Origin of the sequence: Nocardia sp. CA-145437 (assembly GCF_050956485.1) — a bacterium.
Classification (GTDB): domain Bacteria; phylum Actinomycetota; class Actinomycetes; order Mycobacteriales; family Mycobacteriaceae; genus Nocardia.
Genome location: NZ_CP191204.1, coordinates 6,660,197 through 6,683,575 on the forward strand (window position 1 = coordinate 6,660,197; position 23,379 = coordinate 6,683,575).

A 23,379-nucleotide genomic window follows, 5' to 3' on the forward strand; every position below is an offset into this window, starting at 1 on the left:
CCCACGTCAGCGCGCGGGGAACTCGCGTCCACCACGCTGCGGGCCTCGCGTCCACACGGAGGTGAGGCCCTCGTCCTGCACGAGGGTGCCGTCCCCGCTCAGCGCAGGGTGACGACGACCTTGCCGGTGGCGGTGCGCTTGTCCAGCGCGGAGACGGCTTCGGCGGTGTGCGCGAGGGTATAGATCTGCGGCTCCGGCGGGGTGATCTTGCCGTTCGCCAGCAACGGCGCCACCTCCTCCCACTGCTCGCGCAGGTAGCCCGGGTGGGTCATGACCCATTCGCCCCAGGCCGCGCCGATCACCTCGACGTTCTTGAGCAGCAGGCGATTCACCTTCACGGTGGGGATGTCGCCGGCGGTGAAGCCGACCACCAGGACGCGGCCGCCCGAGGCCAGCGAGCGGATGCTGTCGGTGAAGCGGTCGCCGCCCACCGGGTCCAGCACGATGTCGACGCCGCGGCCGCCGGTCAGTTCCTTGACCGCGGCCAGCCAGCCGTCGGTGAGCACCACGTCGGTGGCCCCGTTGGCGCGCGCGACCTCGGCCTTCTCCTCGGTGCTGACCACCGCGATCACCCGGCCCGCGCCCAGCGCCTGCGCCATGCGCAGCGTGGAGGTGCCGATACCGCCCGCCGCGCCGTGCACCAGCACGGTCTCGCCCGGGGCCAGGCGGCCGCGGTTGCGCAGGCAGAAGTGCACGGTCAGGTCGTTGAACAGCACGCCCGCACCGGACTCCAGGGAGACGTTGTCGGGCAGTTTGAAGACCATGTCGTTCGGAGCGATGGCGACCTCGGCGGCGGCATTGCCCAGCAGCGTCAGCGCGATCACCCGATCCCCGGCCTGGACATGCGAGCCCTCGGGAGCCTCACGCACGATGCCGCCGACCTCGCAGCCCACGACATAGGGCAGCGGCGGCTTCATCTGGTACAGCCCGCGAGTCATGAGGACGTCGGGGAAGGCGATCCCGGCGGCGTGCACGTCGATGACGACACCGCCCGGGTAGGCGACCGGCTCCGGGATATCGAGAACCTCGATCACTTCCGGGCCTTCCAGCTTGCTCACCACGGCTGCGCGCATTCGCGAACTCCACCGCCTCTCCGTACCTTCAGCGGGCGGCTGAGCGCCGTCGGCTGTCCTGCATCCGTACTTGCGTCGGGTGCGAACCTGGTTCTGGACGTACCCGGGGAGTTACCCCAAGCGCCACGAAATCAGTCGTCACGTCGCGCATCGCCACCATACATCCGGTGGCTGGAAGCCGTTGGCCACCGCGTACTTCACAAGCCGGTTCGCTCAGCGGTGGGCGTACTCGATCATGGATTCGTTGGCCGCGACCTGACCGTCCTTGGTGATGACCAGGCCGTACGCGGTGATGCGGTACTGGGTGCCGTCCGTCGGGTTGGTGACGGTGAAGCCGCCGTTGCCGTCGGGCACCGGATCGTTGATCTGGATGGTCGCGCCATCACTGATGCGCAGGCCCTTGTAGTAGTAGCGGCCGGCGGCGTTGCGGCATACGACCAGGCGCGAACGCTCCGTACGGCCGATGACCATGGCGGGATCGCTCGAACCGCAACGCGGGCTCGAGTCGAAACCCTGTGCGTCCGAGTTGGATACGTTCGCGCTGAGCGGGACCAGCGTGGTGGTCGGGGCCATCGTCGGCGACGTGTAGGTACCCGCGCTGTTTCCCGCGTGAGTCGTGGTGACGGTGGCGGAGTCCTTGCTGTCACCGGAGTCGTTGCCGGACAACAGTACCCAGGCCAGTACCGACCCCAGCACCAGGACCACGCCGAGCAGGGCGCCCACCACCAGCGGCAGCGAACCGCGGTCCTTGGCCGGCAACGGCAATGGTGCGGAAGGATGTTCGCGCGGCACGGACTGATCGACGAACCCGGGGAGGTACCCGGACTGTCCGGCGACGGTCTGCCGTAGCACCGTCGGATCGACGTTGCCCGGCGCGACCGGAGACGGCTGCCCCGGGACCTGGTCTCCGCGCGAGTAATCCACCGGACCGGCCGAAGGGCCGACCCGAGAGTTGTCCACAGGCATCCCACGGGAGTGATCCACAGGCCCCGCCGGGAACGCGTGTGCGGCACGCGAATTGTCCACAGGCACAGACGGGTGCGGCTGCGGTCCGGACGGATGCCGCACCGGACCGGACGGGTCGGCGCTCCGCACGGGACCGGACCGGTCGGCGCTCCGCGCGGGACCGGACGGGTCGGCGCTCCGCGCGGGGCCGCCGACCGGCGGATTCATCTGGCGTGCGGGATCGGCCGGGCCCGAAGGATTCTCGAGGTAGTGCGGTTCCGAATGCCCGGGCGGGACCGCCGGATTGCCGATGGTCGGCGGAGCGGGCGGCACCGTCGTGCGGGTCGGTTCGCCGTGCGCGGCGCGCATCAGCGCGGCCCGGGCGGCCCGCGCGAGCTGGCCCGCGGTGGCGTAGCGGCGGCCGGGCTCCTTGGCCATGCCGATGGCGACCACCTGGTCCAGGCCGACCGGGACGCCGGTGCGGACGCTGGGGCGCGGCGGCGGGGTCAGCATGTGGGCGCGGATATTGGCCAGATTGCCGGTCACCCGGAAGGGCGGGCCGCCGGTCAGGCATTCGTAGAGCACGCAGGCCAGCGCGTAGATGTCGGCGCTCGGCGAGACCGAGGCATTGTGCTCGAACCGTTCCGGCGCCATGTAGGCGAAGGAGCCGATGGCATTGCCGGTCTGGGTGAGCTGCACGTCGGATTCGGTGTGCGCGATGCCGAAATCCACCAGGTAGGCGAACAAGTCGCCGGTGAGCAGGATGTTGGCGGGTTTGACGTCGCGGTGCACCAGGCCGCTCTCGTGCGCGGAGTCCAGGGCGGCGGCGATCTGCTCCACCACCGCGACCGCGCGCTCGGGCGGCAGCGGGCCCTCCTCGAACAGGTAGGCCTTGAGGTCGCGACCGCGGACCAGCCGCATGTCGATGAACAGGACCCCGTCCACCTCACCCCAGTCGTGCACCGGAATGACGTGGGGTTCCTGGAGTTTGGCGGCGGTGCGGGATTCCCGGCGGAAGCGTTCGACGTAGGTGGGCTGCCGGGCCAGGTCCACATCGAGCAGTTTCACGGCGACCACCCGGTCGCGCACGGTGTCGTAGGCCTCGTAGACCTCGCCCATGCCGCCGACCCCGAGCAGCCGCCGCAGTTCGTACTGCCCGAACCGCGAACCAGCCCTCTCCCCTGCGGCCACCCGCGTCGTCCTCCCTACTGCCGGATGCACTCCGGGAACCCACCGGAGATACACCTGGAAAGGCTACGGGGCGCACGGCCCGGTGTCATTCCTTCGAACAGCGCACCGGCATTCCTTCGACTCGGCGCGAACGGGTACCGCGAGCCCCGTAGAGTCATGTCACCGACTTCGGTCAGCAGGCGCCGCACCCCCGGCGCCGCTGGATAGACATGCGGCACACCGTGCAGCGCGAGGAGCACCAGTGTCACTCGATGAGCCACTCGCCCCGCTTCCCCAGGAGGGCATGGGCTTCGCTTCCGCGTGGCCGGTGCGAGCCGGCGATGTGGACCCGTATCAGCGGCTGCGATTCGACGCCACGGCCCGCTACCTCCAGGACATCGCCTGGGAGGAAATGCAATCCGGCTTCTTCCACCGCACCGATCCGGCCTGGATCGTGCGGCGCACGGTGGTGGACGTGGTCCGGCCCGTGCACTGGCCGGACCGGGTGGAGCTGCGCCGCTGGTGCTCGGCCATGTCGACCCGCTGGACCAATATGCGGGTGCGCATCACCAGCGACAACGGCGGTCTGATCGAGACCGAGGGCTTCTGGATCAATATCAACGAGTTCACCAATATGCCGACCCGGATCAGCGACGAGGGCCTGGCCGAACTCGCCCGCACCACCGATGAGCACCGGCTGCGCTGGCGGCCCTGGCTCACCGACCCCACCCCGCCGGAATCGAATGTGGACCTGCCGTTCCCGGTCCGCGCCACCGATATCGACCAGTACAACCACGTGAACAACGCGGCCTACTGGCAGGCGGTGGAGCAGTACCTGGTGGATTACCCGAAGCTGCTGGCCGGGCCGCATCGCGCCGTCATCGAGTATGTGGCGCCGGTGCTGGCCCGCCAGCATGTGAGCGTGCGCAGCCGGTACGAGCCGGGCGACCGGGCCGGGCATCCCGCCTCGCTGCGGCTGTGGTTCGTGGTGGGCGGGGTGACGACCACCGCGGTGCGGATCGGACCGCTGCCCGGCGCCTGAGCCGGCCCCGGCGGCGGGCGCGTTGCGCAGCTGCGCCGCGGTGTCACAACTGCGAAATCGATTGACCTCCGGCGACATTCCCCGCGCCACGATGCGTTCGCTGAACGTTTGCCTGCGACACTGAGCGGCAGGTCGATCGCCCAGGGGTGGTGATCGGGGACAGGAGATCGTTCGCCATGCGATTCGCTCACATCGCGCTGCTCGTGGCCGCGCCCGCGCTGGTCGTCGGGATGACGGCCTGTGGCAGTTCCCAGGATTCGTCGAAGAACACCACGTCGACCACTGTCGCGGCAAGCAGCACCACCGCGCCGGGCGACACCACCACCGAGCGTCCCGGCCCGACGCACCCGCCGGTGCCCACCACCCAGACCGCCGCCGATGTCGATTGCGGACCGGTTACCGGAGCAAACGGCCAGAGCGCCAACGTGATCGCCTACGCCAGCTCCGGCGGCGTCCCCGGCTGCACCGAAGCCATCACCGTCGCCACCCGCTACGTGCAGGCCACCCGCACCGGCGACGCCGCCCAGGTGGACGGCTGGACCTGCCGGCCCCAGCCCGACGCCGCGGTCCCGCACCTCTGCTTCAAGGAGGGCTTCCTGATCGGCCTGCGCGGCGGCGCGGCCCCCAACCCGCCCGCGCCCCCGACCACCACGCCCCCGCCGACCACCACCAGCGAGGCCCCGATCGCGGACGCCAACTGCGGCACCGTGACCGACGCGGGCGGCGGCACCCGCACCGTCATCGCCGTCGGCACCGCTGCCGGCCGGGTCGGCTGCACCGAGGCCATCAACGTGGCCACCAAGTACGTACGGCAGGTCAGCAACACCGATGTGGCCACCATTGACGGCTGGTCCTGCAACGCCGTCCCCGGCAACCCCGCCGTCCCGTCCATGTGCGCCAAGGATGGCCTGGTCATCAACCTCGGCAACTGAACCCGTACCCACGAAAACGACTGCGGCCCCACCCGATTCGGGTGGGGCCGCAGTGTCATGGCGCGAGGCCACCGATGCTCTGAGAGCGCACCCCTGGTATCCCTCGGGGTTCGGGGGCGGAGCTCCTGGGAGTCCCGAAAGTTGGGTTACCCCTTGGCGGCCTTCAGCAGGTCCTCGACGCTGGTGAACTTCACGCGGGGGCGACCGGCGGCCTTGCCCGCGGTCTTCTCGGCGGCGTCGATGGCCTTCCAGCCCTCGCGGCCGATCTGGTCGGGCTGACGCTCGGCGAGCAGCGCGTCCAGAGCGGCTCGGTCGCCCTGCGGGGCGGCCAGCTTGCCGTTGGTGTAGTCCTCGATGATCTGATCGACGGTCTCGGTCGAGTCGACCCGGTTGGAGCCGATGACGCCGCGCGGGCCGCGCTTGATCCAGCCGGAGACATACACGCCCTGAACGGGATTGCCGTCGGCCAGGACTCGGCCCTTGTCGTTCGGGATGACGCCGTTGGACTCGTCGAACGGCACGTCCGCGACCGGCTCGCCCCTGTAGCCGATGGAGCGCAGCACCAGCGACGCCTCCAGGCTGCCGGTGCGGTCCGAGGCGCGGGCCACGGTGCGGCCGTTCTCCTCGACCAGCTCGTTGTGCACGTACTCCACGCCCTCGGCCTTGCCCTCACCGGTGACGGCGGTGGGCGAGACCAGGTAGCGGAACACGATGCGCTTGTTGTCCGGGTTGCGGGCACCGGCGGCGTATTCCTGGGCGAGGGTGTACTTGAGCTGCAGCGAGGGCTCGACCTCGGGGCTGTCCAGCTCGGCCTGCGAGGCCGGGTCCAGGACCAGGTCCTCGGGGTCGACGATGATGTCGACGCCCTTCAGGTGCGCCAGCGCCAGGAACTCCGGCGAGGTGTAGGCGGCCTGCAGCGGGCCACGGCGGCCCAGCACCACGACCTCCTTGATGTTGCTGCGGCGCAGCGCATCCACGGCGTGGTCGGCGATGTCGGTCTTGGCCAGCTCGTCGGGATTCACGGTCAGCACGCGGGCCACGTCGAGCGCCACGTTGCCGTTGCCGACGATGACGGCGCGTTCGCCGGACAGGTCGAACTCGCGGTCGGCGAAGTCCGGGTGGCCGTTGTACCAGGCCACGAACTCGGTGGCGGAGTGGCTGCCGGGCAGGTCCTCACCGGGGACGCCGAGGCGGCGGTCGGTGGCCGCGCCCACGGCGTAGATCACCGCGTGGTGGTGGCCGAGCAGCTCCTCGTGCGAGATGTGCTTGCCGACCTCCACGTTCAGCCGGTACTGCAGCGCCTCGCGCCGGAAGGCCGACTCGAACAGGTTGGCCACCGACTTGGTGCCCGGGTGGTCCGGCGCGACGCCCGCGCGCACCAGGCCGTACGGCGTGGGCAGCCGGTCGAACAGCTCCACCTCGACGTCGGCGCGGCGCAGTAGCTCCTCGGCGGCGTAGCAGGCCGCGGGGCCGGCGCCCACGATGGCGACGCGCAGCGTGCCCAGCTCCTTGGGCGCGCGGGTCGGGGCGACCAGCGGCTCGAAGTTGGACTCCAGCGGGTGGCGCTGGAAGTAGGCGGCGTTGATATCGCGGAACCGCCCCAGCGAGGCGAGCAGATCGTCCTCGGAGAAGATCGCGTCGACCGGGCAGGCGTCGACGCAGGCGCCGCAGTCGATGCAGGTATCCGGGTCGATGTAGAGCTGCTCCGTCGTCGCGAACTCGCGTTGCTCGGGCGTGGGACGAATGCAATCGACCGGACACTCGGGTACGCAGCTGGCGTCGTTGCAACAACGCTGCGTGATCACATAGGCCATATCTCGCAGATCCTCGAAACTGTCGCGTGGTGCTACTCCGCTCGGGGTTCGAGCAGGGTCGGTAGAACACGTTCTAATATAGGCGGCATTCCAACGGGTGTCGGCACAGCTGTGTGCCGCCAACCACCAGTGTGCCTCGAGTGTGAGCAGTGTCTCGCGGCGGCACCTGGCACGCACCGCTGTGAGTCCGGTCTCCGGGCTCCGCTCGAGGACACCTACCGTAGTGCGTATGGTGCGGACTCTCATCCTGATGCGGCACGGCAAGTCCGGATACCCCGAGGGCGTGGCCGACCACGACCGCCCCCTGGCCCCGCGCGGGCGGCGCGAGGCGGCGCTGGCGGGCGAGTGGCTGCGCGCCACCCAGCCGGAGATCGACGCCGTGCTGTGCTCGACCGCGACCCGGACCCGGGAGACGCTGGCGGCCACCGAGGTCACCGCGCCGGTGTCCTACGAGACGTCGATCTACGAGGCGTCCCCGCACACCCTGATCGAACTGGTGCAGCTCACCGATCCGGGCGTGGAGACCCTGCTGCTGGTCGGCCACTCCCCCGGAATGCCCTGGACCGCATGGGAATTGGCAGCCAACCGGAACTCCGGTCCGGCCGGGGAGATGAGCGAGAAGTTCCCCACCTCGGCGCTGGCCGTGCTCGAATTCGACCGGCCGTGGGCAGACGCCGACCCGGGCACGGGTGAGCTGGTGCGTTTCCACGTGCCGCGTTAGCCGCCCGGGCCGGGTGGGCTCGGGCTCAGCCGAATAGCTTGCCCTTCCACACCACGACTCCCGCCATGATCAGCAGGAGCAGCAGCGCCCAGCCGAAACCCGCGAGCGCCCACACGACACCGAGCACCGCCACCACCGGCAGGACGGCGATGGCCGTGATCACCGGCTGTTCCTTGGCCGTCTCCAGAGCCGATCGCGCTCTGATCCGATCCATGTCTTTTCCAGGCATGCCCCCAGGGTAGGCCCGGAATCGGCCGATTCGCCGACCGTTCGAATCTTCGCGCGCCCAGCCCTTGCTTGGAGTGCACTCCAACCCAGTAGCGTCGATACCGGGGTTCGGCACAGGAGGGCGAGACCGATGAACGCAGCACCGGCGGCGAGCGACACCGTGGACTTCGAGCGACCGCGGTATTCGATCGGCGAAGCCTCCGAGCACAGCGGGCTCACCCGCGACACGCTGCGCTGGTACGAGCGCATCGGGCTGATGGACTACGTGGATCGCGACCATTCCGGTCAGCGCCGCTTCAGCGACCGCGACCTGCAGTGGCTCGCGTTCATCGGCAAGCTGCGCAGCACCGGCATGTCGGTGGCCGACATGGTCCGCTACGCCGAGCTGGTGCGCGAGGGCGACCACACCTTCCCGGAGCGCCTCGCCATGTTCCGCCGGACCCGCGAGGAGGTGCTGGCGCAGATCGAGGAACTCCGATCGACGCTGGTGGTCCTCGACCGCAAGATCGCGCTCTATCAGAGCGGCCCGGTCTGCGCACCACCGCCGGTCCGGGCGAAGAGCAGTGCAAACCAAGGGGATTGAGAGATGACCAGCACAACGGCGCTGCCCACCACCGCGCTCGGGACCACCCGGGTCGGCGCGCAGGGCTACGGGGCCATGGGGATCAGCGAGTTCTACGGCCCGACCGACGCCGCCGAGGCCCGGGCCACGCTGGAGCGGGCCCTCGAACTGGGCGTGACGCTGTTCGACACCGCCGACATGTACGGCAGCGGCCACAATGAGGAGTTCGTCGGCGAGTTCGTGCGCGCACACCGCGAGACCGTGGTGCTGGCAACGAAATTCGGCCTGGAGCGCCGCGCGGACGACCCCGGCTTCCGGGGTATCAACAACTCGCCGGAGTACATCCGCGCGGCCGTGGACGCCAGCCTGGGGCGGCTCGGCATCGACGTGATCGACCTGTACTACATGCACCGCAAGCAGGACGGCGTCCCGATCGAGGAGACCGTCGGCGTGATGGCGGAACTCGTGGCGGCGGGCAAGGTGCGGCAGCTGGGGCTGTCCGAGGTGACCGGCGCGGAGCTGCGCGCCGCGCACGGCGTGCACCCGATCGCGGCGGTGCAATCGGAGTGGTCGCTGTTCTCGCGGGACGTGGAGCGGACCGTGGTGCCCGCGGCGGCCGAACTCGGCATCTCGTTCGTGCCGTATTCGCCGCTGGGACGGGGCTTCCTGTCGGGCGCCCTGCCCGCCACCGGCGAGCTGGCGGAAGGGGATTTCCGGCGGCGGCACCCGCGCTTCTCCGGTGCGAACGCGGTGAGCAACGCCGAATTGCTGACCCCGCTGCGGGTGATCGCCGCGGCCCGCGGTCTCACGCCCGCACAGGTGGCGCTGGCCTGGGTGCACGCCCGGGCGCAGGTCCACCAGCTGCCGGTGGTGCCGATTCCGGGCACGCGCAGCCGCGCCCGGATCGCCGAGAACGTCGCGGCCGCGACGGTGACGCTGACCGCGGCCGAACTCGCGGAGCTCGACGCGATCGCGGATCGGGTGGCCGGAAATCGCTACGCGGACATGAGCTTCGCCTCGGCCGGCCGCGAATAGTCCCGCCACGCAAACGAACCAGGGCCCCTCGCGCATACGCGAGGGGCCCTGGTCGTTCCGGACCAGCCGATCCGGTCAGCCCACGAGGCGGATGGTGTGGCCGGTGTGCTCGGCCTTCGCCCGCAGGTAGCGGAGGTTGCCGGGGTTGGCGTGGACACCGGTCGGGACGGTGTCGCGCACGGTGACGCCGAGGGCGGTGAGCTGCCGCACCTTGTCCGGGTTGTTGGTGAGCAGGTCCAGCTCGCCGACGCCGAGCGCGGTCAGCATCTGGGCGGCAGCGGTGTAGTCGCGGGCGTCCTCGTCGAAGCCGAGGGCGGTGTTGGCCTGGTAGGTGTCGAGGCCGTCGTCCTGCAGGGCGTAGGCGTCGAGTTTGTTGTAGAGGCCGATGTCGCGGCCCTCTTGGCGCAGGTAGAGCAGGACGCCGCCGGTCTCGGCGATGCGTTCCACGGATTCGCGCAGCTGCGGCCCGCAGTCGCAGCGGGCGGAGCCGAAGACGTCGCCGGTGAGGCATTCCGAGTGCAGCCGCACCAGCGGCGTGGCGGCGTCGAGGTCGGGTTCGCCGAGGATGAGGGCGACGTGCTCGCGGCCGTCCTCGAGACCGTCGAAGGTGACCGCCTGCGCGGTGGTCGAGTAGCCGTCGGCGAAGGCCAGCGGGATCCGCACCCGGGTGCGGACGCCGGCGAGGCTGCTGCTCATTGATTGCTCCAGAGACCGAGGACCGTGTCGTCGATTGGTGAACGACGGATGCGGGCCGGTTATTTCACGGCGGTCCGGAATGACCATTTTTCAGACGAGAAGGCACGGTTCACCTTCTCGGCTTACGATGCAGCCACTATGCAGTCACCTGTTACACATGACCGAGTGTGGATCGACAAGCAGTCGCCCGAGATCTTCCACGCGCTCAACGGTGTCGCGCTCGCGGTGCGGAACGCCGCCGCGGCAGCCGATCTGGACCGGGCCGTCATGGAATTGGTGAACGTGCGGGTGTCCCAGCTCACCGGTTGCCCGTTCTGCCTCGACCTGCACACCCGCGCGGCCCGCGAGGCCGGCGTCACGCAACAGCAATTGGATGTGCTCCCCGGCTGGCGACGCAGTCCGTATCTGTTCACGGAACTGCAGCAGGCGGCGCTCTCGGTGGCCGAGACCGTCACTTCGTTGCCGGATGAGGAAAGCATGGGGCGTGAGTATGCTGCTGCGCGGCAACATTTGTCGGATGACCAGATGTCCGTTCTCATCTGGGCTGCCACCACTATCGGCGCGTTCAATCGAGCGTCGATTGTGAGCAAACATCCGGTGCGGGTGCGGAAGGAGAACTGAACAATGAGCGAACAGGCCGTGGCGGCTACAGTCGTTCGTAATGACGCGCAACACCGGTACGAGGTGTGGTACGGGAATTCGCTCGCCGGATTCAGCGAGTACCGCGAGCGCGACGACAACGACACCACCTTCATTCACACCGAGGTGGATCAGGAATTCAGCGGCAAGGGCCTGGCGAATCTGCTCGCGCAGGAGGCGATCAAGGATGTGATCGCCCGTGGCCGCACCATCGTGGCGCGCTGCCCGTTCATCAAGGGCTGGCTGGACAAGCATCCGGAGTTCGACGAATACGTGGTAGGCAAGGGCATCAAGCGGGATCGGTGAGCCGCGTCGAACGGAAAAGCTGAGCTAGGGAGGTGCGGGTGTGAGTGATCTGGAGCCGCGGCCGGAGGAGTCGCTGTGCGAGTCGTCGGGCCGTCCGGGACCGCGGGCGGAGTTCTTCCCGGCCCGGGAGGTGCCGCTCGGCGGCGTCCGCGGGGTGACCGTGTTCCGGTCGCTGCCGCAGCGGGATCTGCCGACGGTCGGCGCGTGGTGCTTCCTGGACCACTTCGACGGCGCGTCGGAGGCCAACCCCGAGGGCCACGACATCGACCCGCACCCGCACATCGGATTGCAAACCGTCACTTGGCCGCTGGACGGGCGGATCCGGCACCGCGACAGTGTGGGCTCGGATGTGGAGATCGCGCCCGGCCAGCTCAACATCATGACCTCGGGCCACGGCATCGCGCACTCGGAATACCGGGTGCCGGGCCATGTCTCGGGGCACGGACTACAGCTGTGGGTGGCGCTCCCGGGTGAATCCCGGGATATCGCACCGCATTTCGAGCAGCATCGGGAACTGCCCGCCTTCCGGGCGCCGTCGATCGAGGGCACGGTCCTGATCGGCACGCTGGACGGGGTCACCTCCCCGGCCACCGCGTACACCCCGATCGTCGGCGCGGACCTGCGCGTCGCGGCCGGAGCCGACACCGCGCTGCCGCTGAACCCGGCGTTCGAGCACGCGGTGCTGGTGATCGCGGGAGCGCTGAGCCTCGACGGCACGGTGGTCGAGCCGGGCAGCCTGTTCTACCTGGGCAGCGACCGGGACGCGATCCGCGTGCACGACACCGCGGGCGCGCACATACTGCTGCTCGGCGGTGAACCGTTCGGCGAGGACCTGGTCATGTGGTGGAACTTCGTGGCCCGCAGTCACGAGGAGATCGAGCAGGCCCGCAACGACTGGGAGAAGCAGGATGTCGGCCGGTTCGCCGAGATCGCGGGCCACACGCCCGAACAGCGGATTCCCGCTCCCCCGCTGCCGGGACTGCATCTCAAACCCCGCAAGCGGCGCTGCGGCGTCCCCCACGAGTAGGAATCAGCTGCCGGTCATCGACTGGGTTCCGATGACCCGCAACAGATCCAGCTTGTCCTGGGTGTCGGTACCCGGCGCGGGGTAGTAGATCAGCACGTGCCGGGTGGCGCTGGGGGTGAGTAGCGGCTCGCAGATCAGTTCCAGCACACCGACTTCCGGGTGGATCATGCGTTTGACGAGCCCGGTGCCGGTGCCGACCTCGTGTTCGTGCCACAGCCGCTCGAATTCCGGGCTGGCGGCGCGCAGCCGGGCCACCAATTCGGTCACGTCGGCGTCGCCCGCGCGGCGGGCGGAGACCGCGCGCAGGTCGGCGACGTGCTTGTGGCTCATGACTTCCCAGTCCTCCGGCGGGAAGATGGCGCGTGAGCCCGGCTCGGTGAACCAGCGCCACGGAATGCAGCGGTCCAGGCCGCGCCGCCGCGAGTAATCCCCGGACAGCAGGGTGTGCATGCGGTTCTGCACCAGCACCTCGCCCAGGTCGGAGATGACCACGGCCGGGGTGTCGTCCAGTTTTGACAGCACGTGCAGGATGCCGGGCCCCACGTGGCTGTCGCCGCCGCGGGCCGGGGCCTGATGTCCGGACAGATGGAAGAGGTGGTCGCGTTCGCTGTCGGTCAGTCGCAGCGCCCGCGCCAGCGCGGCCAGCACCTGCACCGAGGGCCGCGGCCCGCGCCCCTGCTCGAGGCGGGTGTAGTAGTCGGTCGACATGCCCGCGAGCAGGGCCACCTCGTCGCGGCGCAGACCGGGCGTGCGGCGGCGGGCGCCCGGCGGCAATCCCACGGTCTGCGGTTGCAGCTGCTCACGGCGTCGGCGCAGGAAGTCGGCCAGCTCGGTTCGATCCACCTCACCACTGTCCCCCGTCCCCGGCCCGGTAACCAGGTATCGGCAGTCCCAGCCTGGGCGCGCGGATTCATCCACAGCCGTCCACAGCCCGGCCCGGTAACCAGGGATCGCCGATCCCTGGATCAGCGCTCCTCTCCCGCGCTCCCGGGATCGGGCGCAGTGTTGTTCCCATGACCACGAACCTCAGCACCGTCCAGCTCGGCAAGACCGGGCCCGCCGTCTCCCGTATCGCCCTGGGCGCCATGGGGATGTCGGGCATGTACGGGGCGGCCGACGACGCCGTCTCGATCGCCACCGTGCACGCGGCCCTCGATTCCGGCGCGAACCTCATCGACACCGGCGACTTCTACGGCATGGGCCACAACGAACTGCTCATCCGGCGGGCGCTGGCCGACCGCAAGCGGGAGGACGTCCTGCTCAGCGTGAAATACGGGGCGCTGCGCGGCCCGGACAACAGCTTCGGCGGCGTCGACACCCGGCCGGCGGCCACCAAGAACTTCCTGGCCTACTCGCTGCGGCGCCTCGGCACCGACTACGTCGACATCTACCGGCCCGCGCGGCTGGACCCGAATGTCCCGATCGAGGAGACCATCGGCGGGCTGGCCGAGCTGGTCCAGGCCGGGTACATCCGCCACATCGGCCTGTCCGAGGTGGGCGCGGAGACGCTGCGCCGGGCCGCGGCCGTGCATCCGATCGCGGATCTGCAGATCGAGTACTCGCTGATCTCGCGCGGCATCGAGGCCGAGATCCTGCCCGTCGCACGGGAACTCGGGATCGGCATCACGGCGTACGGGGTGCTCTCGCGCGGCCTGCTCAGCGATTCGGTGCGGGCCGGGCAAGCGCGGGGAGGCGGAGCGCAGTTCGCGCCCAGCGACTTCCGCGCCCACAGCCCGCGCTTCCAGGGCGAGAACCTCGACGCCAACCTGCTGCTGGTGGACGCGCTGGGCAAGATCGCGGCCGAGCGCGAGGTGAGCGTGGCCCAGCTGGCCATCGCGTGGGCGCTGTCGCGCGGCGCCGACATCGTGCCGCTGATCGGCGCGCGGAAGCCGGAGCGCTGGGCCGAAGCCGTTGCGGCGGTGGATATCCGGCTGTCCGAGGACGAGCTGGCCACCATCGAGGCCGCGGTGCCCGCCGACCGGGTGGCGGGCGGGCGCTACGCCCCGGCACAGATGGCCATGCTCGACAGCGAGCGCTGAGACTATGTGCGGCGCGGCCGGATGACGGCGGTGAACGCGGCGCGGGCCACGGGCTTGCCGGTGATATCGGCGATGATCACCGGCACCTCCAGCTCGATCTCGGTGCGGGACTCGATGTTCGCGCGGGTCTCGGCGATGGTCTCGGGCGTCAGTTCGGCGGTGCCGGTGAACGGGCCCTCCTGGCCCTTGGCGCGGGCCAGGTATTCGATGCGGCCGTCGCGGGCCACGATGAAGGTGTCGCCGAGCAGGTCCACGATGCCGGAGATGGACGCGCCCATGGCGGCGGTCTCGGCCAGGCCGAACAGCAGAGCCGCGTGGATGTCGCCATTGTGGTTGAAGTGCTCGGGGCGCGCGGCCATGCTGACCACGCTGCGGCCCGGGCCGTATTCGACGCTCTCGATGCCCGTGAACTGGATGAAGCCGAGCTTCTTGAAGCCCGCCATCACCATGTCGCCCATGGTCGCATTCGCGCTGTCCATCGCGTCTCCCGCCGATCAGAATTGAAACCTGTTCCAATTTCATACCGGGCGGGCAGCGCCTTTGTCCACGGCGGTCCGCGACCGAGGCCCGGCAGTTTCCTGCCGGATCAGCCCACGACTCCCTGAAGAATCAGCCCACCACCCGGCCCGCCAGACCCAGCGCCTCCGCGGTCCGGGCCATGGTCTGCCGGGCCAGCCGCGCGTCATCGGCCAGACTGTGGCCCAGCGTCGGCATCAACTCCCGCAGCCGCGGCTCCCAGATCCGGGCGTAGCGCGGGAAGCAGCGCTGCAGCACCTCGAGCAGCACCACCGGCGCCGTCGACGCGCCCGGGCTCGCCCCCAGCACCGCGGCGATCGACCCGTCCTGTGCGGCCACCACCTCGGTGCCGAACTCGAGCACCCCGCCGCGTTCGGCGTCCGGCTTCACCAGCTGGGCGCGCTGCCCGGCGGTGATCAGCGACCAGTCCTCGGCGCGCGCCTCGGGCACGAACTCGCGCAGTGCGGCCAATTTCTTCTTCCGGGTCGAGGCCAGCTGCCCGGCCAGCAACCGCAGCAACTCGGTATTCGCCTTCAACATGGCCGCGATGGACCCGGCATTGCCCGCCCGCAGCGAGGCGGGAGCGTCGAGCAGCGAACCCTGTTTCAGGAAGCGGGGATTCGCGCCCGCGTACGGCCCGAACAGCAGGGCGCGTTCCCCGTTCACGATGCGAGTGTCCAAGTGCGGCATGGCGATCGACGGCGCTCCCGACAGCGCCTTCCCGTACACCTTGGCGTCGTGCCCGGCCGCCACCTCGGGATTGTCGCAGCGCAGGAACCGGCCGCTGACCGGCAGCAGCCCGTAGCCGTCCGCCTCGGGAATCCCGGCCTTCTGCAGGATCTTCAACGCCCACCCGCCCGCGCCCGCGAAGACGAAGCGGGCGTCGGCCTTCCGGGTGAGCCGGTCGTTGTCGGTGCGCCAGTCCACCCGCAGCTGCCAGGTGCCGTCATTGTTGCGGCGCAGTCCGCGCACCTCGCAATTGCGGTGGATCTCCACGTCCTGCCAGCGCAGCCAATGGAACAGCTGACGGGTCAGCTCACCGAAATCGACATCACTGCCGGTGATATCGCGGGTGGCGGCGATCGGCTCGCCGTGGTCACGGCCGGCGGTGAGCAGCGGGGCCCATTCGCCGATCACCGCGGGATCGTCACTGAACTTCATATTCGCGAAAAGGTGATGCGCGGACATGGTTTCGTGGCGGCGGCGCAGGAAATCCACCTCGGTCTTGCCGCGCGCCAGCGTCATATGCGGGACCGGATTGATGAAGGTCTCCGGATTGCGCAGAATCCCCGAGCCCACCAGCGACGCCCACAATTGCCGGGTCAGCTGGAACTGTTCATTCAGCGCGAGCGCCGGCTCGATATCGATGGAGCCATCGGGATTCTCACCGGTGTAATCGAGTTCGCACAGGCCCGCGTGCCCGGTGCCCGAATTGTTCCAGGCCGCCGACGCCTCGGCGCCGACCTCCGGCAATCGCTCGTAGACCCCGATGGTCCAGCTGGGTTCCAGATGCTTGATCAGCACCGCGAGCGTCGCGCTCATGATGCCGCCGCCGATCAGCACGACGTCGTAGGGACGTAGCGGCAGTTGTGTTCTCATCGTCATTACCTGGAACCCCGATTGAATTCGTACAGCGGGCGTGCCGGCGCCAACGACCGGCCCGCCAGGGCGGCCTCGAGAACACTAATGCCGAAGCGCTCTCAGCGCACGCGGAGGGCGGGGAACACTCAATTCGCGGACTTGCGGGCCCGGTACGCGGCGACCGCGTTGCGATTGGTGCAGGCCGTCGAACAGTAACGACGGGAACGGTTGCGGGACAGGTCCAGCACGATGCCCGCGCAGGAGTCGTCGGCGCAGATCGACAGGCGGGAGAGCTCGTCGGCGCGGATCAGGTCGATCATCGCCATGGCCGTCTCCACGGCGATCCGGACCTGCAGCGGAGCCTGGGGCGGGACCGCGTGGATGTGGTAGTCGAGGCCGTCGTGGCGGACCAGTTCGGGGACCGCGCGATGCTCGGCGAGGATGGCGTTCACCATAGCGACGGCGGTGTCGCGGTCGGCGGTGAGCAGGCGGCGCAGCGGCGCGCGCTGGGCGCGAACCGCCGCGAGTTCGGCGGCGGTCCCGGCATGCGCCCCGGTGTAGCGGTGCTTCTCGAAGAAGGCGTCCAGCTGGGCGATCTCGGTCAGGGTGTCCGGCTCCTCGGCCGAGTTCACCAGCTCGACCGCCGCGGCCATGGAGGCCACCGTGTCATCAGCGAAAAGCACATTGACAGATTACACACGTGACCTTTAGCGTCATTTGTCATGGCGACTTTGACTCATGACAGGACGGTGGTGTCGCACCGGATCCGCTCCGGGCTGATCTGCGCCGCCCTGTCGGCCGCCGCGTTCGGGCTCTCCGGGCCGCTGGCCCGCGGACTCATCGACGCGGGCTGGAGCCCCGCCGCCGTCGTCATCGTCCGCGTCCTCCTCGGCGCGGTCGTGCTGCTGCCCGCCGCCGTCGTGCGATTGCGCGGCGACTGGGACCTGCTGCGGCGCAATATCTCCCTGCTCGCGGGATACGGGCTGCTCGCCGTCGCCACCGCGCAGCTGTCGTATTTCAATGCCGTCGCCCACATGGATGTCGGGGTCGCGCTGCTCATCGAATACACCGCGCCGATCGCCGTGGTGGTCTGGTTGTGGCTGCGCCACAGTCAGAAGCCCAATCGCGCAACCGTTCTCGGCGCGATCATCGGGGTGACCGGGCTGGTGCTGGTGCTCGATCTGCGATCGGGCACCAGCACCAGCTGGGTCGGCATCGCGTGGGCCCTGGGCGCGATGGTCGGCGCGGCCGCCTATTTCATCCTGAGCGCGCACGCCGGGGACGCGGTGCCCGGCACCGTGCTGGCCACCAGCGGACTGCTGGTCGGCGGACTCGGCATCCTGGCGGCGGGCCTGCTCGGCGTCGTCCCGCTGCACGCCACCACCACTCCCGTTGCCTTCCAGGGGTTCACCGTGGACTGGTGGGCGCCGCTGCTCGCGCTCGGCGTGATCACGGCCGCCATCTCCTATGTCACCGGTATCGCCGCCACCCGGCTGCTCGGGTCACGCCTGGCGTCCTTCGCGGCGCTCGCCGAGGTCCTGGCCGCCATCCTGTTCTCCTGGACGCTCCTGGGCCAGACGCCCGCGCCGATCCAATTGTTCGGCGGCGCTTTGATTCTCATCGGCGTCGTGGTCGTGCGACTCGGGGAACCCGACGACACGAATGCGCCATAACGCTTCACATCTCGAGTTGATAACGGTAGTTTGTCGCAAAGGTCGGGAAACCTATCGCAAACTCGAGGACCAGCCACCATGGGTATGACCAAATACGTTGCGCCTGCCTTGCTTTGCTTGACCGCGACCACCGTCGCCGGCACGGCCACCGCCGCGCCCGAGCAGGCCCCCGCGCAACCCGCCCTGCAGATCAAGGGCACCGATCACAGCATCGGCTACGACGTCGCGCTCTCCTCGGACCACCGCTCCGCGGTCAGCACCCTGCAGGCCGGGCAGTTCCTCGCCACCTGGGACGGCGAGGCCGTCATCGTCACCGACGACAAGGGCACCTTGGTCTCCACCGTGCCCCTGAAGTACGACATCGATGGCAAGACAGCGGAATTCACCCCGGTCATCGACCAGAGCAACCGCCGCCTCACCCTCACCCCGGTCGCCGCGTCCGACACCGAGCTGCGCGCTGTCGACGCCCAGCAGCACTTCTTCGACGTGGTCCAGGCCAATATGCCCGCGGTCGCCACCGGCGCGGCGATCGGCGCCACCATCGGCTTCATCGCGGGCTTCCCGCTCGGCCTGTTCGTCCTGGACTTCATCACCGCCCCGCTGCTCGCGGTGGTCGGCGGCGTGGTCGGCGGGGCCATCGGCCTGCAGATGTCCGGCGGCCACGAGGCCTCCGAGGCCGCGCTCGCCTACGTCGACACCCTGGCTCCCGGCGCGTCGAACATCTTCCGGCCCGCCTTCGCCGCTATCCCGACTCCCCCGCCCGCCAACTGACGCCTCCCCCACCGGGATTCACGCCAGGAAGCTGACCGACTCCACCGGCATGCTGTTGTTCCAGTGGTACCACCACACGTTCATCTCGTGTGCGAGGTCGAAACGGAAGGTGTGCCCGTTGCCGGGGCCGTCCACGATCGTCCACAGGCCGTTGGGCTGGCCGATCACCTGACTGACGCTGCCGTCGGTCCAGTCGAATCGGCCCAGCGACGGCGAATCGAGGGCATTGAACGGCAATTCGGCGGTGAAGTGGCCGGATTCGATACCGGGCAGCAGCGGACTAGCGCAGGCCCAGACGTCCGCCTCCCGGTGGACGCTCTGGCCTACGCTGCCGGTCCCCGGAATCAGCGCGCCGGTGAGGACGCCGCCGTGGCGGCAGCCGCCCAGTGCGCCACCGGGATCGGCGGCGGCGAGCGGTAGCGACAGTGAGAGCGGCAAGGACAGCGACAGGGCCGCTCCACAGCAGACGGCCGAAACGAGAGCACTACGAGCGAACACGTCAGCTCCTCCCCTGCAACGGGGGCCGGTTACTTCGTCGCAAACAGCATAGACCCGCGCACCGCGCTCGAGCGGGAAAAGAGTTCGGCCCCCGCTCCGACAGGGAGCGGGGGCCGAATCCTATTGCCTGGCTACACGCTTAGCGGTAATCGCTGAAGCCGTAGTCGTCCAGCGGAACCGCGGCACCGGTGGAGGTGCCGAAGCCGTCCGGGCTGTAGTAGCTGTCGTCGTAGGACGGGACAGCGTACGCCGCCTGGCGGGCCTCTTCGGTCGGCTGCACCTGGATGTTGCGGTAGCGGTTGATACCGGTACCGGCCGGGATCAGCTTACCGATGATCACGTTCTCCTTCAGGCCGATCAGCTTGTCGGAGCGGCAGTTGATCGCGGCGTCCGTGAGCACGCGGGTGGTCTCCTGGAAGGAGGCCGCCGACAGCCACGAATCGGTCGCGAGCGACGCCTTGGTGATACCCATGAGCACCGGACGACCCGAGGCGGGCTCGCCACCCTCCGCGACCACGCGGCGGTTGGCGGACTCGAACTCGGCGCGCTCCACCAGCGAACCCGGGAGGAACTCGGTCGCACCCGAATCGATGATGGTGACGCGGCGCAGCATCTGGCGGACGATCACCTCGATGTGCTTGTCGTGGATGGACACACCCTGCGAGCGGTACACCTCCTGGACCTCGTGGACCAGGTGGACCTGCACCTGACGCGGGCCCATCACGCGCAGCACCTCGTGCGGATCTGCCGAGCCCTCGAGCAGCTGCTGACCGACCTCGACGTGGTCACCGTCGGCCAGGAGACGCTCGGAGCCGTCCTCGTGCTTGAACACCCGCAGACGCTGACGCTTCGACAGCTTGTCGTACAGGACCTCGTCCGACCCGTCGTCCGGGATGATCGTGATCTTGTAGAAGCGGTCGTCGTCCTCGAGCCGCACGCGACCCGACACCTCGGCGATGGGGGCCTTGCCCTTGGGCACACGAGCCTCGAAGAGCTCCTGCACGCGGGGCAGACCACCCGTGATGTCGTCACCCGCGACACCACCCTGGTGGAAGGTACGCATGGTCAGCTGGGTACCGGGCTCACCGATGGACTGGGCGGCGACGATACCGACGGCCTCACCGATGTCCACCAGCTTGCCGGTCGCCATCGAGCGGCCGTAGCAGGTGGCGCAGACGCCGGTGCCGGTGGTGCAGGTCAGCACGGAGCGGACCTTCACCTCGGTGATGCCGGCCTCGAGCAGCGCCTCCAGGGCGGGGTCGCCCAGGTCGTGGCCCTTCTCGACGACGACATTGCCGTTGGCGTCGATCGCGTCGGTCGCCAGGGTGCGAGCGTAGGTGCTGGTCTCGACGTGCGCGTCACGGATGACGGAGCCGTCGGCCTGCTTCTCCGCGATCGGCACCACGATGCCGCGCTCGGTGCCACAGTCGGTCTCGCGCACGATGACGTCCTGCGACACGTCCACCAGACGACGGGTCAGGTAACCCGAGTCGGCGGTACGAAGCGCGGTGTCGGCCAGACCCTTTCGCGCACCGTGGGTGTTGATGAAGTACTCCAGAACCGTCAGACCCTCACGGAAGGAGGACTTGATCGGCTGCGGGATGAACTCACCCTTCGGGTTGGTCACCAGACCCTTCATGCCCGCGAGGGTACGAGTCTGGGTGAAGTTACCCGTGGCGCCCGAGTCGACGATCGTGATGATCGGGTTGTCGGCCGGGTAGTGCGCACGCAGCGCCTTACCGACCTCTTCGGTCGCTTCCTGCCAGATCTTGACCAGGGCGTTGTTGCGCTCCTGGTGGTCGAGAGCACCACGCTGGTACTTCTTCTCGATCTGGTCGGCCTGCGCGTCGTAGCGCGCCATGATCTCCGCCTTCTCCGGCGGAACGAGCACGTCCGACATGGAGACGGTGACACCCGAACGCGTGGCCCAGTAGAAGCCGGCGTCCTTGAGCTTGTCGACGGTCTGCGCGACCACGATCATCGGGTAGCGCTCGGCGAGATCGTTGATGATCGCCGCCTGACGCTTCTTCGGCATCGGCTCGTCGATGAACGCGTAGTCCGCCGGGAGCAGATCGTTGAAGAGCACGCGACCCAGGGTGGTCTTGCAGGTCCACGCGTCGCCACGCTGCCAGCCGTCCGGGAACAGCTCGGCCTCGACATCCTTCGGCGGACGCTGATCGGTCAGGCGGACCTTGATCAGCGAACGCACGGTCAGGTCGCCGCGGTCCACGGCCATCTGCGCCTCGGCGGGCGAGGAGTAGACGCCGAACTCGGCCTCGTCCTTGGTGGCGGCCCGGTACTCGCCGACCGCGCCCTCTTCCAGACGGGTCAGGTAGAACAGGCCGGTCACCATGTCCAGACGCGGCATGGCGAGCGGACGACCCGAGGCCGGCGACAGGATGTTGTTCGAGGACAGCATCAGGATGCGGGCCTCGGCCTGCGCCTCCGCGGACAGCGGGAGGTGCACGGCCATCTGGTCACCGTCGAAGTCGGCGTTGAACGCCTCACACACGAGCGGGTGCAGCTGGATGGCCTTACCTTCGACCAGCAGCGGCTCGAAGGCCTGGATACCCAGGCGGTGCAGGGTGGGCGCACGGTTCAGCAGCACCGGGTGCTCGGAGATGACCTCTTCGAGGACATCCCACACCTGGGGACGCTGACGCTCGACCATCCGCTTGGCGGACTTGATGTTCTGCGCGTGGTTCAGGTCGACCAGACGCTTCATGACGAACGGCTTGAACAGCTCGAGCGCCATCAGCTTGGGCAGACCGCACTGGTGCAGCTTCAGCTGCGGACCGACCACGATGACCGAACGGCCGGAGTAGTCGACACGCTTACCGAGCAGGTTCTGACGGAAACGACCCTGCTTGCCCTTGAGCAGATCGCTCAGGGACTTCAGCGGGCGGTTACCCGGACCGGTGACCGGACGGCCACGACGGCCGTTGTCGAACAGCGCGTCCACCGACTCCTGAAGCATGCGCTTCTCGTTGTTCACGATGATCTCGGGCGCACCCAGATCGATCAGTCGCTTCAAACGGTTGTTGCGGTTGATGACGCGGCGGTACAGGTCGTTCAGGTCGGAGGTCGCGAAGCGGCCACCGTCGAGCTGCACCATCGGGCGCAGCTCCGGCGGGATCACCGGAACGGCGTCGAGGACCATGCCCATCGGCGAGTTGCCGTTGGTCTGGAACGCGGCCACGACCTTCAGACGCTTCAGCGCGCGCAGCTTCTTCTGGCCCTTGCCCGTGCGAATGGTCTCGCGCAGGTTCTCGGCCTCCGCGGCGATGTCGAAGGTCTCCATGAGCTTCTGGATCGCCTCGGCGCCCATGGCGCCGGTGAAGTACTCGCCGTAGCGGTCCTGCAGCTCGCGGTAGATCACCTCGTCGATGATCAGCTGCTTCTTGGCCAGCTTGGTGAAGGTGGTCCAGATCTCGTCGAGCCGGTCCAGCTCACGCTGGGCGCGGTCGCGCAGCTGACGCATCTCGCGCTCGCCGCCGTCCTTGACCTTGCGGCGGACGTCGGACTTGGCGCCCTCGGCCTCCAGCTCGGCCAGGTCGGCTTCCAGCTTCTGGGCGCGGGCCTCGAGGTCGGCGTCACGCTGGTCGGCGACGGTCTTCTTCTCGACCTCCATCTCCGCCTCGAGCGTGGAGAGCTCGTTGTGACGCAGCTCGTCGTCCACCGAGGTGATGACGTACGCGGCGAAGTAGATGATCTTTTCCAGATCCTTCGGCGCGAGGTCGAGCAGGTAGCCCAGACGCGACGGGACACCCTTGAAGTACCAGATGTGGGTGACCGGAGCGGCCAGCTCGATGTGGCCCATGCGCTCACGACGCACCTTGGCGCGAGTCACCTCGACACCACAGCGCTCGCAGATGATGCCCTTGAAGCGGACGCGCTTGTACTTACCGCAGTAGCACTCCCAGTCCCGGGTGGGACCGAAGATCTTCTCGCAGAAGAGGCCGTCCTTCTCCGGCTTCAGCGTGCGGTAGTTGATGGTCTCCGGCTTCTTGACCTCACCGAAAGACCAGTTACGAATGTCTTCGGCGGTCGCCAGGCCGATCCGGAGTTCATCGAAGAAGTTGACGTCTAGCACGTAACTTCCTTTCCCCTG

General features: G+C 68.9%; 22 protein-coding genes. 11 read left to right on the top strand and 11 right to left on the bottom strand.

Annotated elements, in window-relative coordinates; genetic code table 11:
* Positions 1-98 precede the first annotated feature (98 nt).
* Entirely contained in the window at positions 99-1,073 is a 975-nt protein-coding gene (locus tag ACQPYY_RS30715) for an NADPH:quinone oxidoreductase family protein (protein WP_433591930.1), read from the bottom strand.
* Between the two features lie 213 nt (positions 1,074-1,286).
* Positions 1,287-3,209 (bottom strand): protein kinase domain-containing protein, encoded by a 1,923-nt coding sequence (locus tag ACQPYY_RS30720; RefSeq protein WP_433591931.1) that lies wholly within the window; start codon positions 3,207-3,209, stop codon positions 1,287-1,289.
* Between the two features lie 241 nt (positions 3,210-3,450).
* Between ACQPYY_RS30720 and ACQPYY_RS30725 the strand changes: the two genes are divergently transcribed.
* Together ACQPYY_RS30725 and ACQPYY_RS30730 are read left to right on the top strand one after the other, a co-directional pair.
* The gene (locus ACQPYY_RS30725) at positions 3,451-4,230 is read left to right on the top strand and encodes an acyl-[acyl-carrier-protein] thioesterase (RefSeq protein WP_433591932.1); all 780 of its coding nucleotides are present in this window, start codon (positions 3,451-3,453) and stop codon (positions 4,228-4,230) included.
* 176 nt (positions 4,231-4,406) lie between these two features.
* Positions 4,407-5,162: a hypothetical protein gene (locus ACQPYY_RS30730; RefSeq protein ID WP_433591933.1), complete on the top strand. Its 756-nt coding sequence runs from the start codon at positions 4,407-4,409 to the stop codon at positions 5,160-5,162.
* Positions 5,163-5,308: 146 nt separating this feature from the next.
* On the opposite strand, the gene ACQPYY_RS30735 is transcribed toward ACQPYY_RS30730, so the two are convergent.
* Positions 5,309-6,976: an FAD-dependent oxidoreductase gene (locus ACQPYY_RS30735; protein WP_433591934.1), complete on the bottom strand. Its 1,668-nt coding sequence runs from the start codon at positions 6,974-6,976 to the stop codon at positions 5,309-5,311.
* Positions 6,977-7,205: 229 nt separating this feature from the next.
* Between ACQPYY_RS30735 and ACQPYY_RS30740 the strand changes: the two genes are divergently transcribed.
* Positions 7,206-7,697: a SixA phosphatase family protein gene (locus tag ACQPYY_RS30740; protein WP_379092408.1), complete on the top strand. Its 492-nt coding sequence runs from the start codon at positions 7,206-7,208 to the stop codon at positions 7,695-7,697.
* A gap of 25 nt (positions 7,698-7,722) precedes the next feature.
* Here ACQPYY_RS30740 and ACQPYY_RS30745 read toward each other — a convergent pair whose 3' ends face one another.
* On the bottom strand, positions 7,723-7,926 hold the full coding sequence (locus ACQPYY_RS30745) for a hypothetical protein (RefSeq protein ID WP_357091136.1): 204 nt from the start codon (positions 7,924-7,926) through the stop codon (positions 7,723-7,725).
* 129 nt (positions 7,927-8,055) lie between these two features.
* Between ACQPYY_RS30745 and ACQPYY_RS30750 the strand changes: the two genes are divergently transcribed.
* Positions 8,056-8,508, top strand: coding sequence for a MerR family transcriptional regulator (locus ACQPYY_RS30750; RefSeq protein WP_379092404.1), 453 nt, complete (start codon positions 8,056-8,058; stop codon positions 8,506-8,508).
* Between the two features lie 3 nt (positions 8,509-8,511).
* Positions 8,512-9,522 carry an aldo/keto reductase gene (locus ACQPYY_RS30755; protein WP_433591935.1) on the top strand — a complete coding sequence of 337 codons (1,011 nt, stop codon included), beginning with the start codon at positions 8,512-8,514 and terminating at the stop codon, positions 9,520-9,522.
* 75 nt (positions 9,523-9,597) lie between these two features.
* Here ACQPYY_RS30755 and ACQPYY_RS30760 read toward each other — a convergent pair whose 3' ends face one another.
* Positions 9,598-10,218, bottom strand: coding sequence for a GTP cyclohydrolase II (locus ACQPYY_RS30760; RefSeq protein ID WP_379092398.1), 621 nt, complete (start codon positions 10,216-10,218; stop codon positions 9,598-9,600).
* A gap of 165 nt (positions 10,219-10,383) precedes the next feature.
* On the opposite strand from ACQPYY_RS30760, the gene ACQPYY_RS30765 reads away from it, so the two are divergent.
* The 3 genes from ACQPYY_RS30765 to ACQPYY_RS30775 are packed head-to-tail and all read left to right on the top strand — an operon-like array spanning position 10,384 to position 12,190.
* Positions 10,384-10,839: a carboxymuconolactone decarboxylase family protein gene (locus ACQPYY_RS30765; protein WP_379092395.1), complete on the top strand. Its 456-nt coding sequence runs from the start codon at positions 10,384-10,386 to the stop codon at positions 10,837-10,839.
* A gap of 3 nt (positions 10,840-10,842) precedes the next feature.
* Entirely contained in the window at positions 10,843-11,163 is a 321-nt protein-coding gene (locus ACQPYY_RS30770) for a GNAT family N-acetyltransferase (RefSeq protein ID WP_357091126.1), read from the top strand.
* A gap of 40 nt (positions 11,164-11,203) precedes the next feature.
* Entirely contained in the window at positions 11,204-12,190 is a 987-nt protein-coding gene (locus tag ACQPYY_RS30775) for a pirin family protein (RefSeq protein ID WP_433591936.1), read from the top strand.
* A gap of 3 nt (positions 12,191-12,193) precedes the next feature.
* Here ACQPYY_RS30775 and ACQPYY_RS30780 read toward each other — a convergent pair whose 3' ends face one another.
* A complete protein-coding gene (locus ACQPYY_RS30780) occupies positions 12,194-13,033 on the bottom strand; it encodes a helix-turn-helix transcriptional regulator (RefSeq protein ID WP_379092389.1) in 840 nt (279 codons plus the stop codon).
* Positions 13,034-13,203: 170 nt separating this feature from the next.
* On the opposite strand from ACQPYY_RS30780, the gene ACQPYY_RS30785 reads away from it, so the two are divergent.
* Positions 13,204-14,229, top strand: a complete 1,026-nt coding sequence (locus tag ACQPYY_RS30785; protein WP_433591937.1) for an aldo/keto reductase — start codon at positions 13,204-13,206, stop codon at positions 14,227-14,229.
* 2 nt (positions 14,230-14,231) lie between these two features.
* Here ACQPYY_RS30785 and ACQPYY_RS30790 read toward each other — a convergent pair whose 3' ends face one another.
* The 3 genes from ACQPYY_RS30790 to ACQPYY_RS30800 form a co-directional block, all read right to left on the bottom strand.
* Positions 14,232-14,708 (bottom strand): PaaI family thioesterase, encoded by a 477-nt coding sequence (locus tag ACQPYY_RS30790; protein ID WP_379092383.1) that lies wholly within the window; start codon positions 14,706-14,708, stop codon positions 14,232-14,234.
* A 130-nt stretch (positions 14,709-14,838) separates the two neighbouring features.
* Positions 14,839-16,344, bottom strand: a complete 1,506-nt coding sequence (gene mqo, locus ACQPYY_RS30795; RefSeq protein WP_433591938.1) for a malate dehydrogenase (quinone) — start codon at positions 16,342-16,344, stop codon at positions 14,839-14,841.
* A 128-nt stretch (positions 16,345-16,472) separates the two neighbouring features.
* Positions 16,473-17,009 (bottom strand): CGNR zinc finger domain-containing protein, encoded by a 537-nt coding sequence (locus tag ACQPYY_RS30800; protein ID WP_433591939.1) that lies wholly within the window; start codon positions 17,007-17,009, stop codon positions 16,473-16,475.
* Positions 17,010-17,048: 39 nt separating this feature from the next.
* On the opposite strand from ACQPYY_RS30800, the gene ACQPYY_RS30805 reads away from it, so the two are divergent.
* The gene (locus ACQPYY_RS30805; protein ID WP_433591940.1) at positions 17,049-17,999 is read left to right on the top strand and encodes an EamA family transporter; all 951 of its coding nucleotides are present in this window, start codon (positions 17,049-17,051) and stop codon (positions 17,997-17,999) included.
* 117 nt (positions 18,000-18,116) lie between these two features.
* On the top strand, positions 18,117-18,770 hold the full coding sequence (locus ACQPYY_RS30810; RefSeq protein ID WP_433591941.1) for a hypothetical protein: 654 nt from the start codon (positions 18,117-18,119) through the stop codon (positions 18,768-18,770).
* An 18-nt stretch (positions 18,771-18,788) separates the two neighbouring features.
* On the opposite strand, the gene ACQPYY_RS30815 is transcribed toward ACQPYY_RS30810, so the two are convergent.
* The gene (locus ACQPYY_RS30815; RefSeq protein WP_433591942.1) at positions 18,789-19,268 is read right to left on the bottom strand and encodes a hypothetical protein; all 480 of its coding nucleotides are present in this window, start codon (positions 19,266-19,268) and stop codon (positions 18,789-18,791) included.
* A 139-nt stretch (positions 19,269-19,407) separates the two neighbouring features.
* On the bottom strand, positions 19,408-23,361 hold the full coding sequence (locus tag ACQPYY_RS30820; protein WP_379092366.1) for a DNA-directed RNA polymerase subunit beta': 3,954 nt from the start codon (positions 23,359-23,361) through the stop codon (positions 19,408-19,410).
* Positions 23,362-23,379: the final 18 nt, after the last annotated feature.

Bases quoted from the DNA above. Each gene is read 5' to 3' on its own strand.
- ACQPYY_RS30785 (WP_433591937.1), top strand. From the start codon at position 13,204: ATGACCACGAACCTCAGCACCGTCCAGCTCGGCAAGACCGGGCCCGCC.
- ACQPYY_RS30745 (WP_357091136.1), bottom strand. From the start codon at position 7,926: ATGCCTGGAAAAGACATGGATCGGATCAGAGCGCGATCGGCTCTGGAG.
- mqo (WP_433591938.1), bottom strand. From the start codon at position 16,344: ATGAGAACACAACTGCCGCTACGTCCCTACGACGTCGTGCTGATCGGC.
- ACQPYY_RS30755 (WP_433591935.1), top strand. From the start codon at position 8,512: ATGACCAGCACAACGGCGCTGCCCACCACCGCGCTCGGGACCACCCGG.
- ACQPYY_RS30750 (WP_379092404.1), top strand. From the start codon at position 8,056: ATGAACGCAGCACCGGCGGCGAGCGACACCGTGGACTTCGAGCGACCG.
- ACQPYY_RS30715 (WP_433591930.1), bottom strand. From the start codon at position 1,073: ATGCGCGCAGCCGTGGTGAGCAAGCTGGAAGGCCCGGAAGTGATCGAG.
- ACQPYY_RS30790 (WP_379092383.1), bottom strand. From the start codon at position 14,708: ATGGACAGCGCGAATGCGACCATGGGCGACATGGTGATGGCGGGCTTC.
- ACQPYY_RS30805 (WP_433591940.1), top strand. From the start codon at position 17,049: ATGGCGACTTTGACTCATGACAGGACGGTGGTGTCGCACCGGATCCGC.
- ACQPYY_RS30735 (WP_433591934.1), bottom strand. From the start codon at position 6,976: ATGGCCTATGTGATCACGCAGCGTTGTTGCAACGACGCCAGCTGCGTA.
- ACQPYY_RS30760 (WP_379092398.1), bottom strand. From the start codon at position 10,218: ATGAGCAGCAGCCTCGCCGGCGTCCGCACCCGGGTGCGGATCCCGCTG.
- ACQPYY_RS30730 (WP_433591933.1), top strand. From the start codon at position 4,407: ATGCGATTCGCTCACATCGCGCTGCTCGTGGCCGCGCCCGCGCTGGTC.
- ACQPYY_RS30740 (WP_379092408.1), top strand. From the start codon at position 7,206: ATGGTGCGGACTCTCATCCTGATGCGGCACGGCAAGTCCGGATACCCC.
- ACQPYY_RS30770 (WP_357091126.1), top strand. From the start codon at position 10,843: ATGAGCGAACAGGCCGTGGCGGCTACAGTCGTTCGTAATGACGCGCAA.